This window comes from Puia sp. (assembly GCF_035546395.1).
Lineage (GTDB): Bacteria > Bacteroidota > Bacteroidia > Chitinophagales > Chitinophagaceae > Puia.
Map to the genome: position 1 here is coordinate 111,384 of NZ_DASZXR010000011.1, position 19,218 is coordinate 130,601.

General features: G+C 55.1%; 11 protein-coding genes. 9 read left to right on the forward strand and 2 right to left on the reverse strand.

The window, feature by feature from the left end; all coding sequences use genetic code 11:
• Nucleotides 1–48 precede the first annotated feature (48 nt).
• From VHE34_RS11175 to VHE34_RS11190, 4 genes are all read left to right on the forward strand, one after another.
• Nucleotides 49–3,087: a tetratricopeptide repeat protein gene (locus tag VHE34_RS11175; RefSeq protein ID WP_325587793.1), complete on the forward strand. Its 3,039-nt coding sequence runs from the start codon at nt 49–51 to the stop codon at nt 3,085–3,087.
• 44 nt (nt 3,088–3,131) lie between these two features.
• Nucleotides 3,132–4,802, forward strand: coding sequence for a hypothetical protein (locus VHE34_RS11180; protein WP_325587794.1), 1,671 nt, complete (start codon nt 3,132–3,134; stop codon nt 4,800–4,802).
• Nucleotides 4,803–4,911: 109 nt separating this feature from the next.
• Nucleotides 4,912–5,514: a hypothetical protein gene (locus tag VHE34_RS11185; protein WP_325587796.1), complete on the forward strand. Its 603-nt coding sequence runs from the start codon at nt 4,912–4,914 to the stop codon at nt 5,512–5,514.
• A 15-nt stretch (nt 5,515–5,529) separates the two neighbouring features.
• Nucleotides 5,530–6,426, forward strand: coding sequence for a methyltransferase domain-containing protein (locus VHE34_RS11190; RefSeq protein ID WP_325587798.1), 897 nt, complete (start codon nt 5,530–5,532; stop codon nt 6,424–6,426).
• On the opposite strand, the gene VHE34_RS11195 is transcribed toward VHE34_RS11190, so the two are convergent.
• Nucleotides 6,419–7,249: a glutaminyl-peptide cyclotransferase gene (locus tag VHE34_RS11195; protein ID WP_325587800.1), complete on the reverse strand. Its 831-nt coding sequence runs from the start codon at nt 7,247–7,249 to the stop codon at nt 6,419–6,421. The genes VHE34_RS11190 and VHE34_RS11195 overlap by 8 nt on opposite strands.
• 397 nt (nt 7,250–7,646) lie before the next feature.
• Between VHE34_RS11195 and VHE34_RS11200 the strand changes: the two genes are divergently transcribed.
• A complete protein-coding gene (locus tag VHE34_RS11200) occupies nt 7,647–8,927 on the forward strand; it encodes a M43 family zinc metalloprotease (RefSeq protein WP_325587802.1) in 1,281 nt (426 codons plus the stop codon).
• A 1-nt stretch (nt 8,928) separates the two neighbouring features.
• Here the strand turns inward: VHE34_RS11200 and VHE34_RS11205 are convergent, their stop codons facing one another.
• Nucleotides 8,929–12,264, reverse strand: coding sequence for a VCBS repeat-containing protein (locus VHE34_RS11205; protein ID WP_325587804.1), 3,336 nt, complete (start codon nt 12,262–12,264; stop codon nt 8,929–8,931).
• Nucleotides 12,265–12,306: 42 nt separating this feature from the next.
• Here VHE34_RS11205 and VHE34_RS11210 point away from each other — a divergent pair, with 42 nt between their 5' ends.
• From VHE34_RS11210 to VHE34_RS11225, 4 genes are all read left to right on the forward strand, one after another.
• Complete coding sequence (locus VHE34_RS11210; protein WP_325587806.1) at nt 12,307–12,903, forward strand: sigma-70 family RNA polymerase sigma factor; 597 nt, start codon at nt 12,307–12,309, stop codon at nt 12,901–12,903.
• Between the two features lie 65 nt (nt 12,904–12,968).
• Nucleotides 12,969–14,150 carry a FecR family protein gene (locus tag VHE34_RS11215; RefSeq protein WP_325587808.1) on the forward strand — a complete coding sequence of 394 codons (1,182 nt, stop codon included), beginning with the start codon at nt 12,969–12,971 and terminating at the stop codon, nt 14,148–14,150.
• 49 nt (nt 14,151–14,199) lie between these two features.
• On the forward strand, nt 14,200–17,619 hold the full coding sequence (locus VHE34_RS11220) for a TonB-dependent receptor (protein WP_325587809.1): 3,420 nt from the start codon (nt 14,200–14,202) through the stop codon (nt 17,617–17,619).
• A gap of 2 nt (nt 17,620–17,621) precedes the next feature.
• Nucleotides 17,622–19,217, forward strand: a complete 1,596-nt coding sequence (locus VHE34_RS11225) for a RagB/SusD family nutrient uptake outer membrane protein (RefSeq protein ID WP_325587811.1) — start codon at nt 17,622–17,624, stop codon at nt 19,215–19,217.
• Nucleotide 19,218 lies beyond the last annotated feature (1 nt).

Here is a 19,218-nt window from a genome sequence, read left to right on the forward strand (position 1 = left end):
GGCCTGTTGGGAACGGACGTTTCGGGCACAATTCAAACTTTATTTCCAGTGAAGCATACTGCATTATCGCTATTCGCCATTCTGCTGACCTGTTGTTGTTTTGCCCAGCAGACGCGTTATTATGACGACCCGCAGGCCGAGTTCAGGCAGGGGAAGGAGTTCTTCGAGCATGAGTTCTATAGTCTTGCCTACCCGATCTTCCGGGATCTGCGGTATACGCTTCGGGAGACGGACAAGAGCAATAACGCCGTCGAATACCAGGATGTAAAATACTATTACCTGGTCTGTGCGCTGGAACAGAACGATAAGATCGCGGTGACGGCGGCGGAGGATTATATCGAACTGGAGAACAATGCGCCCCGCGTGGCGATGCTCAGCTTCCACCTTGCCGAATATTATTTCCGTCAAAAGGACTATGCCAATGCGGTAAAATTGTATGAGCATGCCGATATCGAGAATCTCAGCAACCGGGAGATCGCGGACCTGAAATTTCATGAAGGGTATTGTTATTTTACGACCAAACAGTTCGACAATGCCTTGCCGTTGTTCAATGCCGTCCGGCAGATGCCGAAGGACCCCAATTATTCCGACGCCAATTACTATTACGGGTTCATCTGCTTTTACCAGCGGAAATACAACGATGCCCTGGAGGCTTTTAAGATCGTAGAGAATTCGCCTACCTATGAAAAGGTGGTCCCTTACTATGTCGCCAACATCTACCTTGCGCAGGGCCAGAAGGACAAAGCCATCGGATATGCGGAGGCGCATCTGAAGAAGGGTAACCAATATTATGACTCGGAGCTGCGGCAACTGGTAGGTCATGGGTATTACGAGAAGCAGGATTTTGCCAAGGCGCTGCCTTTCCTCGAGCAATATGTCAATTCTTCCAAGAAGGTGAGCCGTGAGGACCTGTATGAGCTGTCCTACTGTTATTACCAGACCAGGGACTGGAACAAGGCGATCAGCGGGTTCAAGCAGCTGGGCGGGGCGGCCGACAGCATGTCACAGAATGCGATGTACCTGCTGGGGGATGCTTATCTGCGGACCGGCCAGAAGGCCAATGCGCGGAATGCTTTCTTGTTCTGCAGCATCAACAGCAGCAACCCCAAGCAGAAGGAGATCTCGAAGTTCAATTACGCCAAGCTGTCGTACGAGCTGGGTTTCCAGGATGTGGCTTTAACGGAACTGCAGGGATTCCTGCAGCGGTATCCGAAGTCGGAATATGCCGAGGAGGGAAGGGATATGTTGGTCAGTGTGCTTGCCGGCACCAATAATTACCGGGATGCGCTGACCTTGCTGGACAGCCTGGACCATCCTTCGGAGAATGCGAAGCGGCTGATCCCGCGGATCCTCTATGGCCGGGCGACGGAGTTGGTGAATGACGGGATGCTGTTGAATGCAAACGAACTTCTGGACAAGGCGCTGAAATCGCCCAATAATTCAAGCGTGCTGCCTTATATCCATTTCTGGAAGGGAGAGATCGCCTACCGGCTGAGCCGGATCGACGATGCGATCCGGTATTATATCGAATATCTTAAGACCCCGGTCGTCAACGGGGAAGTGAATCCGACGGACGCCAATTATAACCTGGGATATTGCTTCCTGAAAAAGGAGAACTATCGTCAGGCGCAGGGTTTTTTCGAGAAGGTGGTCCGGGCGCCCAGCCTCGGTTCTTCTCCTTTGGAGCAGGATGCGTATCTCCGGGATGCGGACTGTTATTATATGAACCGGGACTATAAGACGGCGCTGGCGATGTACAACAGGGTGCTGGACCTCAGCTGGCCGGCGAGTGATTATGCCACGCTTCAGAAGGCGATGATCGCGGGGGTCAGTAACGGAAGGCAGAAGATAGACCTGTTGAACTCCTTTGCGAGGCGATACCCGACCTCGGGTCTTGCGGCGGATGTCAATATGGAGGTGGCGGGGACCTATCTTGCCGGGGAGCAGTACCGGGAGGCGTTGCCCTATCTGAAGAATGTGTTGCGGACGCCCGGCGCCGATGCTTTGAAACCGAAGGCCTATCTGCAATCGGGGATCGCCTGGTACAATCTGAATAATAATGCCGAAGCGCTGAGGCAATATGATTCGCTGCTGCGGCAGTATCCAAATTCCCCCGAGGCGCAGGATGGATTGGACAATGCAAAGACCATCTATGTGGAGGAAGGCCGGAGTGGGGAGTATGTCAACTTTGCCAAGGGGATGGGGGTCGAGGTCAGTGCGAGCCAGGAGGACCAGCTGGCCTACCAGGAGGCGGAGGTGCAGTTCAACAACGGGAATTTCCCAGCTGCGGTCCAACGCTTCGAGGCATACCTGGCCAAGTTCCCCAATGGAAAATATTCATTGGAGGCCAACTATTATAAGAGTGAGATCTATTTCTCGCAGAAGGACTATGCGAAGGCGGTGGTCGGTTATGCGGTGGTCGGGGACCGGGCGCCGAACAGATTCGGCGAGAAGTCGCTGCTACAGGCTGCGACCCTCTATTATTTCAACCTGAAGGACTATGCGAATGCCGAGAAATATTTCAGCCGGCTGAAGGACTTTGCGTCTTCCGAAGCAAATAAGATGGAGGCGATGCGCGGCCTGCTGCGCAGCCAGTACCAGCTGCAGAAGTGGCCGGATGCGGTGGCCAATGCAAAGGAGCTGCTTGGCCAGCGGGGAGTGAGCACGGATGACAAGGTGCTGGCCAATATGGCGATCGCCAAATCCTTCCAGGTGAACAACCAGTGTGAGCAGGCGCTGCAGTACTTTCGGGTCGCCGCGGGTCTGACCAAATCGGCTTATAGCGCGGAGGCGCGGTACCAGATCGCGGCCTGTCTTTTCGGCGCCGGTCAGCTGAAAGATGCGGAGAAGGCGGCATTCGAAGTGGTGAATAAATCCGGGTCGTATGAAGAGTGGGTGACGAAGGCTTACCTGTTGCTGGGGGATATCTATTTTGCGGAGAAGGACTATTTCAATGCAAAGGCGACCTATCAGAGCATCATTGAAAATGCCAAGATCGAGGAGTTGCGGTTACAGGCCCAGCAGAAGCTGGCGCAGGTGACGGAGGAGGAGAAGAAGGGAAGTAAGGTAGACAGTGGTAGTAATTAAGCCGCGTTCCCGGTACCTATTAATCAATCTGAATGTACGCTTTCATGGATAAGAAACTTTTTTTGCTTGTGATCGCCGGCGTGCTTTGCGCCAGCGTTTCGCTGCACGCGCAGGATACGACCAAGCGCAGGACGATCGATATCACCTCCTCTTTTAAGCCGGTGCTGCGGGAGGCGGTGAAGATAAACTTCAATGCTGCGCCGCCGGCGGTGGATACGGGCCGGCCCCGATTGAACTATACGATCCCGCCGTCCTATCTTTTTCTCAGCTATCAGCCCGGGGAACTAAAACCGGTGGCGTTGCAGCGCGACACCATCAATCCCTGGGTGAATTACAATTTTATCAAGATCGGGGTGGGCAACGTACATATCCCGTATATCCGGACGGGTTTTAGCTTTGGGGATGGGAAGACCACCTTCTTCAATCTTTTTGCGAATCAACTCAGCTCGAAGGGGAGTTTGCCCAATCAGAAGAACAGCCTTACGGATGTGAAGCTGATCGGGACGGTGAAGACTACGAATAACCTGGAGTGGAGCGGGAATGTCGGGTTCAAGAACGATGTCTATCATCTTTATGGGTACCGGCCGGACACGCTGAAGTTTACCAACGATCAGCTGAAGCAGGGATTCCAGACCTTTTTTGGCGGGCTTAGCCTGCGTAATACGGTGCCGACGGAATTCGGGCTGTTGTATCATCCCAATATCAAGATCTCTTATTTTACGGATAACCACGATCCCAAGGGAACGGAGGCCAATACGGTGCTGAACCTGCCGCTCGAGAAGACGATCGGGAAGGATTATGCCTTTGACCTGGGCTTTACGGCCGATCTGACGCATTACAGCATGACGGCGCCGGCAGGGGCTTCGAACCCATTCCCGCAGAACAACAACATTTATTATGTCAATCCGGCTTTTTTGGTGAAGACGTCCAATTTCTTCCTGCAGGCGGCGGTAACGCCGTCGTGGGACAATACCAACTTCTACCTGCTGCCGAATTTCCTGGCGGATATCGCGACGGACGACAAACGGTTTAGCATCCAGGCCGGATTTGTGGGGTATTATGATAAGGGATCGTATCAGCGGTTCGAATCGATCAATCCCTGGCTGGCCCAGCCGATGGACAGTTTGCGGAATACGCGGATGCAGGAGGCGTATGGAGGCTTCAAGGGATCGATCAGCAACCACTTTACATACTCCGCGAAGATCGGTTTCCTCACGTATAAGAATATGCCGTTGTTTGTCAACGACAGCGTGGGCGGCGGGAAAGATTTCCTGATACGCTACGAGTCGTCGATGAAAGCGTTGCAGCTGCATGGGGAGCTGAGCTACCTGCAGGGCGAGGATTTTACGGTCACGGCGGGAGTGAATATCTATCAATACAAGGATCTGAAGACGGAACTTAAGCCCTGGGGGCTTTTGCCGACGGAGGTGAATGCGCATTTGAAGTGGCAGGCCTTTAAGGATTTCTATGCGAAGCTGGACTTTTATGCTTTTACGGCCGCGCAGTACCGTTCCCCTACCGATGGGGTGCCGTTCAAGGGGGATAATGGGGCGGATATGAATGCGGGCGTGGAGTTCCGCATCACTCGGATGTTGAACCTGTGGTTCCAGATGAATAACCTCTTCAATAATAAATATGAGCGGTGGCACCAGTACCCCGTATATGGATTTAATGTGCTGGGCGGGATAATATTTTCTTTTGGGGATAAAAAGTAACAGGATGGGCCAGGGGCCCATCGGCCGAAGGCCAATCGTTAAACGCATTTTGCACCAGGAGGGAAGTTTTGCGTTTCCCGGATGATGCAAAATGTTTACATTCGCAGCCATGTTCGACGTCCTTAACGCCTATTTATATCAACATCGAAGCATCAGTATCCCGGGGTTGGGGACGATCTACCTGGAGACCCTGCCTGCTGCCGTTGACGTGGCCGACCGGACGATGCTGCCGCCGGTGTATCATTTCCGATTTGACAAATACTTCGACGCTCCCGACAAGGAATTCTTCTCCTATATCGCGACCCAGCGTAATGTCCTTGATTATGAGGCTATTAAATGGTATAACGAGTTCTCGTTCGAGCTTCGGAGGCGCATTAATAATGGGGATGTCGTGACCTGGGACGGGGTGGGGGTGTTGAAGAAGGATGGTTCGGGGAATGTGCTTTTTGAGCCGGCTCCTGCGCCATTCGTGTTTCTGCAGCCAACGCCGGCGATGCGGGTCAGTCGTCAGAATGCCCAGCATACGCTGGTGGTGGGGGACCGGGAGCGGACCAGCGATGAGATGGCCGAAATGCTGCATGACGATGCGCGGCGGCGCCGGCGGGTGGCCTGGTGGGTCATTGCATTGGTCATCGCCGTGGCCGGTCTGGCCTTTCTCGGCTGGTATTTCTATTCTCATGGGTTGTCGACGGGCAATCAAACCAAATTCTAGCTCTTTTCAGCGTCTATGCCCCTGATTCACTATACCACATGCCCCGTCTGCCAATCGACTGAGCTCGAGCCGGCGCTTCAGGCGGTGGACCACACTGTTTCCCACGAGTCTTTTGCGATCTGGCAATGCCGGAAATGCACCCTGCGATTTACGCAGGATGTGCCGGATGCGGCGTCCATCGGGCCTTATTACCGCAGCGAGGACTATATCTCCCATAGCAATACGAATAAAGGTCTTGTCAACCGGTTGTATCACCTGGTGCGCAAGCAGACCCTATCGGACAAGTACCGGTTGATCGCTTCGGCTACGCGCAAGAAGCTGGGCAAGCTGCTGGATATCGGGGCTGGGACGGGGGCATTTGTCAGTTATATGCAGCAGGAGGGTTGGGAGGTGACGGGATTGGAGCCGGATGAGACGGCGAGAGACCATGCGCGGACGGATCACCGGGTGCAGCTGCTGGGGATGGATCAGCTGTTCCAGTTGCCGCCGGATAGTTTTGATGCGATCACTTTATGGCATGTGATGGAACATGTACATGATTTGCATCCTTACGTCGAACAGCTGAAGACCCTGGTTCGGCGCAATGGACGGATCTTTATCGCCGTCCCCAACTATACTTCGTATGATGCGCAGGTGTATGGTGCGGCCTGGGCGGCCTATGACGTGCCGCGTCATCTTTATCATTTCTCCCCCGACGCGATGGAGGCGTTGCTGGACGAGCATAAGCTGCAGTTGCAGTATTCACAGCCGATGTGGTATGACGCGGTGTATATCAGTATGTTAAGCGAGAAGTACCGCGGGAAGGGCGGCGGCAGTACTTTGCGCGGCGTTCTTAACGGCTTTTCTTCCAATTTCCGGGCATTTGTCGACAAGTCGAAATGCTCCAGCTTAATTTACGTAGTAGCTAAATAGGAAATTTTATCTCGTATATACTGGGCCAGAGTTTGCCGGTGACGTAGACCTTTCCGGAGGTGGAGTCATAGGCGATGCCGTTGAGGACTTCGGCGTCGGGGTATTGATTGCGCGCCTGGCTGACGAGGTTATCGAGATTCAGCCTGGCGACTACCTTTCCGCTGGCTGGGTCTATCTTCAGGATATAGTTCGTTTGCCATTGGTTGGCGTAGAGATAGCCTTTTATGAGTTCCAATTCATTGATGTTGCTGACGGGGCCGTTGTTGTCGGTCACGCCGAGGACTTTGGCGAGGCGGAAGGTGTTGGGGTCGAGGTAGCTGATGTTGCTGGTGCCGTCGCTCATGATGAGGTAGGCGCCATCGGTGGTCATGCCCCAGCCTTCGGCGCTGGGGAAGGTGAATTCGCCGAGCTTTTTAAAGGTGGTGGCGTCGTAGATGAAACCCACTTTCGTCTTATAGGTGAGCTGGTAGACTTTGCCGTTGAGGAAGGCGATTCCTTCACCGAAATATTTGTTGCGATCGAGTTCCGCTTTTGGGGTGATCTTGCCGGTGGCCAGGTCGACGGTGCCGAATAGGGAGCGCCGGCCGGCGGGCATATCGGGTTCGGTCCCGGTGGCTTCATACAACTTCCCATCATGAAAGAGGAACCCCTCTGTATAGGCGCTGGTGTCGTGGGGGTAGGCTTTTACGACTGTAAAGTCCAGGGTTGGCGGGGTGTTGTCGGCGACGTTGCCCGTATTGGTCGCGGGGGCGTCGTTTTGGGAGGGGTTATTACAGGCTACGATCAGCGTTCCGGCGAGGAGGCAAAGGCTCAGCTTGTTCATATGTCGGCAAAAATAAGGGTTAAAAAACTTGCATTTTTCAAAAAAAATGTATTGCTTTACAGGGAATTGTCTTTTGAACAGGGCCCCCTGCACCACACACCACAATTTCACTTCTACATGGGTTCTGTCGGCCAATGCGTCTGTTTCAGGCGTTTTTGCGGAACTGCCGCGAGCGGTTCGATGCAGTGTAATATCCTTCCTGAAAGCTAATCCAATACCTGGACATTGTGAAGTCCAGCGTTAAAGCCGGCTGTAGTGTAATGCCGTTGCTGATAACACCACTATTCTACTCATCAATCCTGCACCGGTGATACCGGGTGCAAATTTGCCGCCTATACTCCAATACTTATGATCAGCTGCCAATACTTGTGATCTGCCGATTCAAAAGAATCGTATCATGAAGTACTTTTTACCCCTTTACGGGTGCTTGTTGATCGCATTACCCGGGTTGAGCCAGCGAAGCTGTGGGTCCTTTGACTATCGTCAGCGGCAGTTGAGCCTTCATCCCGCTCTGGGCTCTGCTGTGCAGGCCAATGAGCAATTTACGCGGCGCCAGTTGGAGATCGAATCGAAAGAAGTCACCGGAGCTGCTCCTACCAAGGGGGCCATCGTTTCGCCTCAGCTGGTGACGATCCCGGTGGTCGTTCATGTCATTTACAGCAATTCCCGGCAGAATATCAGCGATGCGCAGATCCGTTCGCAGATAGACGAACTTAACCGCGACTACCAGAAGCTGAATCCCGACACCTCAAATATTCCTGCCTATTATAGCTCTTTTGCCGCCAACTGCGGTTTCCAATTCGTACTTGCGGGGCTTGACACCAACGACCGGCCCACTACGGGTATCGTTCGCAAGCATACGAACATCACGGCATTTTCGATGGAGGACGATATGAAATCTTCGGCCACGGGCGGGGACAATGCCTGGGACCGGGACCGGTATCTGAACATCTGGGTCTGTAACCTGCAGGGCGCCACGCTGGGATATTCCAGCCTTATCGGCGGGCCGAAGGAGACGGATGGGATCGTAGTGAGCTATACGGCGTTCGGTACTATGGGCACTGCGACCGCGCCGTATAATCTTGGCCGGACGGCGACGCATGAGATCGGGCACTGGCTGAACATGATCCATGTCTGGGGCGATGCGGATTGCGGGGACGACGAGGTCGCCGATACGCCGCCGCAATCGCAGGCCACTTATGGTGATCCGACGGGGATCGTTATTTCCTGCGGGAATATGCCTTACGGCAATATGTATATGAACTATATGGATTTTACCGATGATCTGGGGATGCATATGTTCACCTATGGGCAGCGGGACCGGATGCGCACGGTGTTTGCGCCCGGTGGTTTCCGTTATGCGTTGTTGTCGTCGAATGCAGCGTCGGTGGCTGCGCTGTCGACGGATCAGCCCACGGAGATAGAGACTACGGGGCGGACGCCGATGTTGAGTATTTATCCGAACCCGGCGGTCAGCCGGGTGTCGGTGAAGATAAGCGACGGGGGGTGCCTGGGGTCGGTGCTGGAGGTGTATGATCAGACGGGGCAGCGGGTGATGAGCTCGCGGGTGACCGATCTTTCCTTTGGGCTGGATGTTTCGCGTTTATCCAGCGGCATCTATTTTATCCGCATCAATGATGGCAAAGCCGCGGCCGGGTATAAGTTGGTGAAAATGTAATTCACCTTCTCAACACCTGTACGGAGTCGCCGTAGCCGGCGGCCACCAGGAATTGGTATTTTTTCCCTTTCAATCCGATGAGGCAACGGGTATCGCCCGGGATGTTCAGACCGGTCAGGCGGTAGGGGGCTGCGTTCAGCCGGCCACTGTCGATGGCCAGGACCATGCCCATTCCCGCGTCGAGCGGGCCCATCTGCGCCCGCAGCGGGTAGAGATTGCCCGCCAGCACGAGGCAGCGATGGCCGTCGATGTCTTCCGGTACTATCCCATTGATCATGCTTATCTGTGCGTAATTGGGCAGCTTGTGGCTTGTCCAATGGCGGTTGCCGTCGTTATGGAGGTACACCGACGAGAGCTGGGTGATGCGGCTTGTGCCGGCTTTTGCCAACTGGTCGGGACTGAGAATATCTTCTATCTGTGCGTCGGCATAGTCGGCATAGCGGCTGAATTTCTTTTGCATGGCGGGAAGCTCGCGTAATAATTCGTCGCGGGAGGCATAGGGATAGCTTTTGCCCTGCGTGAAGTACGTGAGGATGGGGTCGAAGGTGCCGTTACCGCTGAAGTCGCCGTAGTAGACCTGTAACGGTTGGTTTTCGGAGGCTTTGAACGCGGTGTTTGTGCCGAGGTTACCGATGACCAGGTCGGTATTGCCGTCCTGGTCGATATCGATGGGAAGGATGGTGGTCCACCAGCCCTGCGTGTGGCCGAGACCGTTGGCGTTGGTCCGGTTGGTGAGGCGGCCGTGTTCGTTGTCGAAGATGGTGATGGGCATAAAGGGGCCGGCGAGGATTAGGTCCGGCCAACCGTCCTTATTCAGATCGATCCAACAGGCGTCGGCGACCATGCCGGGACGGTTGAGGAGGGTATCCTGGCGGGTGTCTTTTTCGAAGTGGATATGCCCGGGTTTGCTGCTGTTTTTGAGGATCAGGCTTTCGGGGCAGCTGGGGAAGAAGCCGGGGACGAGCTTGCCGCCGACGAAGAGATCGGGAAGGCCGTCCTTGTCGTAGTCGGCTGAGCGGGCGCAGCCGCCGCTGATGGTTTCGGCGGGGAGGGCGTCGGGTACGAGGCGGAAATTCCCTTTGCCGTCGTTTTCGAAGAGCCTGTCCTGGTATTGCCGGCTGTTGAGGGGATAGTCGGCGCCTCCGCTTACGAGGTAGAGGTCGGGGTCGCCGTCGCCGTCGGCGTCGAAGAAGAGGGCGGCGGTGTTGGTGTGGTCTTTATCCATGTTCCAGGGTTGGCTTGTCGATGGGACGAATCGGCCGTCGGGGGTTTGGAGATAGAGCCGGCTATCCTGGCCGGATGTGGCGCCGATGAAAATATCGTCGAGCCCGTCGCCATTGACATCGCCTTTGGCGAGGCAGGGGGCGAGATGGGAGACCTGATAGGGAAGGAGGGGGGCTATTTTGAAGTCGACGAAGCCGGAGGGTTGGTGGGTGTATTGGATGCCGGAGGTGTGGGTGATGTCTGTGAAGAGGGGTGTGGTGGTGACGGGTGTTTGACTTGCGAGGTTTGACGGCGGGGCGGCGGCGTCTTTTTCGGAGATGGTGAGCAGGCTGTCTGTTTTGCATGGGCCGAGGGTGGATAGTCTTCCGCCGGGCCATCGAATCTGAATGGACGTGATGAGGGAATCGCCGCCGCAACCGAAATGGAGGATCGGGTCGATAGAAGACTGGAATCCGCGGGTGAGGTATTGTTCTGCGTATTGAGACCCATGTTTGGTGGTAATTGTAGCTTTCGCCCCGATGCCCTGGGTATTGAGGCCGTCTCCTTTTAACCGGATGCGTAAGTAGTGCCCTTTGTGTTGTTCGGAGGCGTTGTTGCGGTAGAGGATGGGGGCGTCATCGATCGTGTTGATGATTAGGTCGAGGTCGCCATCGTTATCGAGATCGGCATAGGCGCCGCCGTTGCTGATGGCTTTGCGGGTGAATCCCCATTCGGCCGTCTTGTTGTCGAAGCTGAGGTCGCCGTTGTTATGAAAGACATAATTGCTCAGCTTTGTCGAGGGCATCTGCTTCACCAGCCGCCACATCTCGAGCTTGTCGCCGAGCTTTTCCGCCTGGCCGACGGAGTAGCCCGAGGTATATTTTACGAAATCGAGATTGGTCATGTCGCGGAAGATGCCATCGGAGATGAAGAGGTCCTTCCAGCCGTCGTTGTCAAAGTCGGCAAAGAGCGGGGTCCAGCTCCAGTCCGTGTTGGACATTCCGGCCAGCTGGCCGACCTCGCTGAACAGGGGGACGCCTTCGCTGTTGATCCCATTGTTGAGCTGGAGGGTATTGCGCATTTGCTGGTGACCGAAGCCGTGGCCGGCGCGCATGGTATACTTGTCGTAGTTGTCGGGGCCACGAAGCAATTTTTGGCGGTGGTTGTCTTCGGGCAGCATATCGAGCACGGCGATGTCGGGCATGCCGTCGTTGTTGTAGTCGGCGATGTCTGAGCCCATGGCGAATTCGGAGATGTGGCCGGTGGCTTTTGTCAGTACTTCCTTAAAGGTTCCGTCGTGTTTGTTGAGATACAGGAAATCGCGTTCGTCATAGTCATTGGTGACATAGATATCGGGCCAGCCGTCGCCATTGAGGTCGCTGATGGCGACGCTAAGCCCGAAGTTGAGGCCGCTGCCATCGATATGGGCCTGTTCGCTGATATCGGTGAAATGGCCTTTGTCGTTGCGGTAAAGGCGGTTGCCGAATTTGGGGTGACGCGTGGCTCTTAGCTTCTCCGTGTTGAAGAAGGGATTGTAGAACATGTCGGCGTGGTTGACCATGAACATATCGAGGTCCCCGTCGTTGTCCATATCGAAGAAGGCGACGGTGGTGGTGTAGGTCCCCGGGGCGTCGAGGCCATATTCTTTTGCGGATTCCTTGAAAGTGGGAACGCCGTTGACCGATCCCTGGTTGATATAAAGCTCATTGCGTCTGTCTTCGTCGCTGCCGGGGCCGGAGTAGCAGAGATAGATGTCCAGCAGGCCGTCACCGTTGACGTCGGCCATGACGGCGCCTGTCTTCCATTTGAGGCGGCCCTGCACCCCGGCCTGCTGCGTGATATCCTGGAATTCGAAATTCCCTTTGTTGAGATAGAGGCGGCAGGGCGTCATGTTACCGGTGAAGAAGATGTCGGGAAGGCCGTCGCCGTTGATGTCGCCGACGGCAATGCCGCCGCCGTTGTAGAGGTATTCATAAGTGAGGATATTGTAGTCTTCGTTCTCCTTTATTTCATTACGGAAATCAATATGCGAAGTTTCGGGTGGGACCTCTGTGAACAGGGTATGGGTTTCGGGCGGGTTGCTACAAGATGCTAAAATGAAAAGTGTCGCAGGAAGAAATCTTAACCTGTTCATAAAATAAAAGTATAATAAATTTTTATAACTTTATTCTGCTTTATGAGAATCCCCGCTGCTGATATGAGGACGCTTTTCGACGCCATTGCGGTGGGGGATGAGGTTGTGTTTGAATCGTTCTTTGTGACGTGGCGGTCCAGGGTTTACAACCTGGCGTTAAAATGGACCAAGTCCGGTTTTGCCGCCGAGGAGATCACGCAGGATGTTTTTATCAGTGTTTGGACGGGGAGGAAGAACCTTGCCGCGGTGAAGGACGCCAACACCTATTTTTATACCATCATCTACAACAAGATCAACCGGTATCTTCGCCGGGAAGCCAATGCAGCGAGGATCCTGCGGCTTTCGGCCTGGGCTGCCAACCGGAGTTGCAACCAGACGGAGGAGACGGTGTATGCCAATGATGGAGAGCGGTTTGTCAATAAAGCGCTGGAGGGGGTATCTCCCCGGAAAAGGCTGATCTACCAGCTGAGCCGCAGGGAGGGAAAGAGCAATGACGAGATCGCCGCTGTCCTGCGGGTGTCGCCGCATACGGTAAAGAGCCATCTTCTGCACACGTTGAAATACATTCGGAACTATATGAAGGATAATATCTTATCTATCCTTTGGTTATTGGCCTTCCTGCTTGCCGGAAAAAAATAAAAAAACTTTCACGCCGGCTCATCCTTTTTTCGATCTGCTGACTCTATAGGGGTACTATTATGCGCATGGGAACGGAAAGGATTTATCTACTATTGAAACGATACAGGGACAATCTGGCTTCGGACGAGGAGGTACGGGAGCTATTCCGGCTGATGAAGGGTTCAGCCGGTCAGGCTGCGATGAAGGAGCTGATGGCGGAGGATTGGCTGAAAGGAGACGATGAGGGGATCGAGGCGGATGCTGATTGGGCGAGGATGTGGACGGAGATCCGGACGGCGACGGAAAAACCCAAGCGGGCAAAGCTGTTTGTCATCGGGAGGATGCGGGCGGCGGCAATCCTTGTTTTTTGTTTGGGGACAGGTGTCGCTTATTGGTTTTTGAGTGGGCGTGATCATGGCGGAGACCGGCGGGTGACGACGGTTCGGTCTTCAGCCCCTATCGTGCCAGGCGGGAATAAGGCCGTACTGACACTGGGCGACGGATCGACCATTTCACTGGACAGCGTGAAGGATGGGATCCTCGCGCAGCAGGGAAGCTCAAAGGTCGTCAAGGTCGATGCCGGGGTGCTCGCCTATGACGCCAGGAATAAGAAGGACGATGGGGTGATGTTTAATACGATCGCCACGCCGTATGGGGGACAGTACCAGGTGGTGTTGCCGGATGGCAGTAAGGTATGGCTGAATGCGGCGTCATCGCTTCGCTTCCCAACGGTGTTCACCGGTGCGGAGCGGAGAGTGGAATTGACGGGCGAGGGATATTTCGAGATCGCCGGGGATGCGCAGAAGCCGTTTGTGGTGCATGCCGGATCGGGGGAGGATGTGCAGGTGCTTGGGACGAGCTTCAATATCATGGCGTATGAGAATGAGGAAGAGAGCCGTACGACGCTGGTGAGCGGGAAGGTGAGGGTGACGGCGCAGGGAGGAGCGGCCGCGGAGGTGGAGCCGGGTAGGCAAGCGGTGCTGGATCATGAGAAGCATGGGCTGACCGTTTCGGAGGCCAATGTCGACCAGGCCATTGCCTGGAAGAATGGGTTATTCCGGTTTCATGAGACGGGGATCCGGGAACTGATGCGGCAGGTGGAGCGATGGTATAATGTCGAGGTGGTGTACCGGACGGATGGAACGGACCAGGATTTTTCCGGGATCGTATCCCGGAGCAAGAGTATCGGGGAATTGTTGCATACGCTGGAGATGACGAATTCGGTGCATTTCCGGATCGAAGGAAGGAAAATCATTGTCTTGCCCTGACGCGTATTCTCGAACCAAACATATCAACAGTATGAAATTAACTGCAGTTATGAAACTGACTGCCATTGCATTGCTTGCAGCTGCTCTCCAGGTCTCCGCGGCGGGTCTGTCGCAGACCGTTACCGTTTCCAAGAAGAATGCTACGCTCGAGCAGGTGTTTGAGAGCCTTCAGCAGCAGACGGGGTATAATTTTATTTTCAACAGTCATTTACTGGCGAAGGCGAAGAAGGTGACGATCCGGGTGCGTAACGCCACGGTGGACCAGGTGTTGGCGTTGTGTTTCAAGGACCAGCCGTTCACTTATGTCGTGCAGGACAAGACGATCGTCGTGAAGGCGAAGGACGAGGCGCGGGATGCCGCGAACGCGCGGGCGCCGGGTCCCGTGAGGGGGGTGATCAAGGATGAGAACAACGTGGGGCTCGAAGGCGCGGCCATCACGGTCAAGGGTTTGACCGGTACGGTGACCGATAAGGAAGGGAAGTTCGAATTGACCATTCCCGCGGGCACCTACCAGGTGGAGATCTCGCATGTGGGATATAAAACGGAGACCCGAACCATTACGGTGGGTGGCGAGCAGGCGGTAATCCTGTCGTTAGCCTTGCAACCGGCGGCGACCGGATTGACCGAAACGGTCGTCGTGGGTTACGGTTCGCAGCGGCGGCGCGATGTTACGGGCAGCATCAGCAGCGTGAAAGGAGAGGATATTCACAATCAACCGGTGAGCAATGCGGCGGACGCCATCCAGGGCCGGGCGACGGGTGTCGATATCGTCCGGGACGATGGGTCGCCGGGCAATATCCCAAGCATCCGGGTGCTGGGGACGGGGACGATCAATAACAGCGATCCGCTGGTTGTTATCGATGGGGTGCCGTCGGGCGGGCTCAATGACGTGAACCCCAATGATGTCGCGTCGATCGAGATCCTGAAGGACGCTTCGGCATCGGCGATCTATGGAAGCCGGGCCGCCAATGGCGTCGTGCTGGTCACGACGAAGAAAGGCAATTATGGCGAGCAGCTCAAGACCTCGGTGAATATTTACGGAGGCAACAAGAACCCGGTGAAATTCCTGCCGATGCTGCAGGCGCCCGATCTTGTCGCCCTGAAGACGGAGGCTTATACCAACGACGGTCTTTCGGTGCCGTCGGTATGGAGCAATTCTTACTATACGACGCAGCGCACCGACTGGCAGCGGGCCCTGATGGGTACCGGTACGGTGGCGAATGCCGATGTCGCATTGCGCGGCGGCAACACCCATTCGAATTACAGTCTTTCCGGCAACTATTATGATGAAAAGGGGATGATCGTCAACTCGTATTTCAAGCGGTACAGCTTCCGGATGAACAGCGAGCACAAGATCGGGAGCCGGCTTAGGATAGGCGAGAACGCGGTGTATTCGCATACGGATGGGACGTTCTATACCGGCGCGGGAGATGCGTCACCCAATACCCATAGCTCTCAAACGGGCCTTGTGTGGAGCGCGATCCGCTTCAACCCGGCCATTCCCGTGGTGAACCCCGATGGAAGCTGGGGGTCATCGCAGGCCGATAACCAATTGGGGGATATCAACAACCCGGTGGCGACGGCTACGGAGCAACAGAAGTACAACCTGGTGGACCGGGTGCTGGCCAATGGATACGCCGAGCTGGAGGTGCTGAAGGGGCTGAAAGTGCGGGCCAATTTCGGGTACGATCACAATACCGACGAATACTACGAGTATGACAATGCGATGCCGGACCAGACGCGGGGACCGTCGATCGCCTCGCTGACGCAGGCGTATTTCAAGGGTACGACCCTGCTGGAAGAATATTATCTTACCTATAACCACAGCTTCGGGGCGCATGCGCTGACCTTTACGGGTGGCTATTCCGCCCAGACCTTCAAGGGCAATTATTTCAATGCTTCGCGTGGCGGGTTTAGCGATACGAGTGTGAATCAGCGGGTGCTTAACCTGGGCGCCAGCAGCACCGCCTCCAATAGTGGTTATAGCTATAATCCCTGGGGCTTGCAATCGTATTTTGTCCGCGGCAATTATTCCTTCCTGAACAAATACCTGTTTACCGCCACTTTCCGCGCGGATGGATCGAGCAAGTTCGCGGCGGGTAAGCGCTGGGGTTATTTCCCGGCTTTCTCGGCAGGCTGGCGGGTATCGGATGAGAAGTGGTATGGAGAGGGCATGAAGAACATCATCAACTCCCTCAAGCTGACCGGTGGCTGGGGGCAATTGGGGAATCAGAATGTCGGCGACTTCCAATACCTGAGCATTATCGGATATGGCGGCGGTGGCGGCACGGGCGGCGGCGGCTACGGATATAGCCTGGGCACCAACACGGTGTACAACAACGGAGCCTATATCATTTCCCTGGCGAATCCGAATATCACCTGGGAAAAGGCGGTTACTACCACGGTAGCCGCGGAATTGGCTGCGTTGAACAATCACCTCACGGCGACGGTCACCTATTTCAACAAGAACACTTCGAACATGCTGATCCCGTTGCAGTTGGTCGAGACCTTCGGGGCGCAGACCAATTTGCCGGATGACCGGGGGAATATAACGCTGCCCGACTATAACCTGGGGAAGATCAATAACAGAGGGGTGGAGATAGAAGTCAACTACCAGAACAGGGTGGGTAAGGTGTCATATTCGCTTGGGGCGAATGCATCGTTCCTGAGCAATAAGGTGACGCGGCTGTATGGAAGCACCACTTATCTGCAGTCCACGCCCTACGGACGGGAGAATACGGATATTGCCCGGACCTACGAAGGGCAGCCCGTCGCCTCGTTCTATGGGTTCCGGGCCAACGGACTGTACCAATCGCAAAGCGATATCGACAAGGATCCGAATGTAGCCAATGACGCCAACAGGCCCAACATCAAACCCGGCGACGTACGGTTCGTGGACATCAATGGAGACGGCCAGATAACGGATAGCGACCGGGTGCGGCTGGGCGATCCTAACCCTCGCTTTGTCTTCGGTTTCCATGGGACGCTTGGCTATGGGCATTTCGACCTGGGGTTCAACTTTGTGGGTGCAACGGGTTTTCAATTGTATGACGCCGACCGGCTTTCCGGATTGGATGCCACACAGGTGTACAATTGGTATGGCGATCAGAAGAACCGATGGCATGGGGCAGGCACGAGCAACAGTATTCCCCGGCTGAGCATCGCGAACCTGAACAATAATTACCGGAGTTCGAACCTGTGGGTCTTCAATGGCAACTATCTTTCCTTAAAGAGCCTGACGCTGGGGTATACGCTTCCGAAGTTCACGATCGGCGAATATACCATCCCGGAGATTCGCTTTTACATCAGCAGCTACAATGTCTTCATGCTGACCAGGTACCCGGGGTATACGCCGGAGCTGGGGTATACCAATCCCTCGTCCTCGACACCGGGATTGCAACGGGGTGTCGACCTGGCGCAGTATCCTGCGACCCGGAGCTTTACGTTTGGAGGAACCATAAATTTTTAGTCATGAAATTCAATCATAAATCTTACATATTCATTTGTTTGGTCCTCGTGTTGTCGGGGGGGCAGGGGAGTGGTTGCGTGAAGCATCCGCTGGATCAGAATCCCAGCGGGGAGTATACTACGGCGAACTACTGGCGTAACCAGAACGATGTCATTGCCGGCGTCCTGGGCATCTATAATATTTTGTATACCGAGGACTGGGTCGGGCATGATCTGTATGCGTATGACGATCAGAGCGACGATATTTCCGTGGATGGCGATCATCCGGATTTCAAGGCGATCGAACGATTCAATATCGATCCGACGTTACAGCTGATCTATATCACCTGGCCTTTTGCCTATGAGCAGATCGCGCGGGCGAACAATGCGATCATCTATATTCCGAAGGTGCCCGTGATGGATGCCGATATCCGTAACCGGTCTCTTGGGGAAGCGTATTTCCTGCGGGCCCATGCGTATTTCGTGCTTAGCCAGATCTATGGGGATATCCCGTTGGTCCTCGAGAAGAATGTGCAGCAGGAGAGCTATAATGTGCCGAAGTCGCCGTTGGATTCCGTGCGGGCGCAGGTGGAGTCGGATCTTTTGAAAGCCGTCAGCCTGTTGCCGGATGTGATCTATGGCGATGCCGACAAGGGCCGGGTCAGCCGGGGTGCGGCCTGGGGGTTGTTGTGTAAGCTGTATATGTTCGAGGACCGGTTTGCGGATGCGATCGCGATGGGGACGAATGTCATCAAGGATGCCAACTATGCGCTGGCGCCCAACTATACCTATAATTTCACGCTTGGTAACCAGGAGAGCAATACGGAGATCCTTTTTGCGGTGTGGAACAAGAACCAGGAGATCGCGAATGTCCCAGCTTCCGCGATCAGCACGTATTTTACGCCGAGGGCCTGGCAGGGCTGGGGTTTCCATCACCCCACGCAGAATTTTGCCGATGAGTTCGAGGCGGCCGATACGGTCCGGAAGGCGGCCACGTTGATCTCGGTGGGGGATACGATACCCAACCAGACGAATATTGTCACTATTGGCGATGGGGATGCGTACCAGATGTTCGCCGGGATGTCGGGTGCTTCTACGGGCCGGATGTTGCCCAGCATGTCCACAACGGGTTACTGTATCAAGAAATATACGGCATTCATGCCTCCGGCTCCGCCGGCTACGACGGGTGACGGCGGGGTCGATTATGATCTGAAGCAGCCGCTGTTGCGGAGTTCGGATGTCTACCTGCTCGTTGCCGAGGCGAAGATCCGGATGAGTGGACCGGGCGCGGGCGATGCGGAGATCAACCTGGTTCGTGCCAGGGCGGGTCTTGCCCCGGTGTCGGGTGCGGGGATGCAGCAGCTGATCCACGAGCGGCGGGTCGAGCTGGGTGGGGAGAATATCCGGTGGCAGGATCTGTTGCGTTGGGATAAGGATAAGATCGTCAACCTGGATACCATTGTTGGGCGGGCGAAGGCGGCGTCGCCGTTGCCGCCGTATAATGGGGCGGTTGTCATTCCTTCGCGTACTTTTACACGGCCAAAAGACTATTTTATGCCGATCCCCCAGGAGATCATCGATGAGAGCAAGGGGGTGATCAAGCAAAATCCGAATTATTAGT

Coding starts and splice junctions, on each gene's coding strand:
- VHE34_RS11210 (WP_325587806.1), top strand. CDS start 12,307: ATGAGAATCCCCGCTGCTGATATGAGGACGCTTTTCGACGCCATTGCG.
- VHE34_RS11190 (WP_325587798.1), top strand. CDS start 5,530: ATGCCCCTGATTCACTATACCACATGCCCCGTCTGCCAATCGACTGAG.
- VHE34_RS11205 (WP_325587804.1), bottom strand. CDS start 12,264: ATGAACAGGTTAAGATTTCTTCCTGCGACACTTTTCATTTTAGCATCT.
- VHE34_RS11180 (WP_325587794.1), top strand. CDS start 3,132: ATGGATAAGAAACTTTTTTTGCTTGTGATCGCCGGCGTGCTTTGCGCC.
- VHE34_RS11220 (WP_325587809.1), top strand. CDS start 14,200: ATGAAACTGACTGCCATTGCATTGCTTGCAGCTGCTCTCCAGGTCTCC.
- VHE34_RS11195 (WP_325587800.1), bottom strand. CDS start 7,249: ATGAACAAGCTGAGCCTTTGCCTCCTCGCCGGAACGCTGATCGTAGCC.
- VHE34_RS11185 (WP_325587796.1), top strand. CDS start 4,912: ATGTTCGACGTCCTTAACGCCTATTTATATCAACATCGAAGCATCAGT.
- VHE34_RS11215 (WP_325587808.1), top strand. CDS start 12,969: ATGGGAACGGAAAGGATTTATCTACTATTGAAACGATACAGGGACAAT.
- VHE34_RS11200 (WP_325587802.1), top strand. CDS start 7,647: ATGAAGTACTTTTTACCCCTTTACGGGTGCTTGTTGATCGCATTACCC.
- VHE34_RS11225 (WP_325587811.1), top strand. CDS start 17,622: ATGAAATTCAATCATAAATCTTACATATTCATTTGTTTGGTCCTCGTG.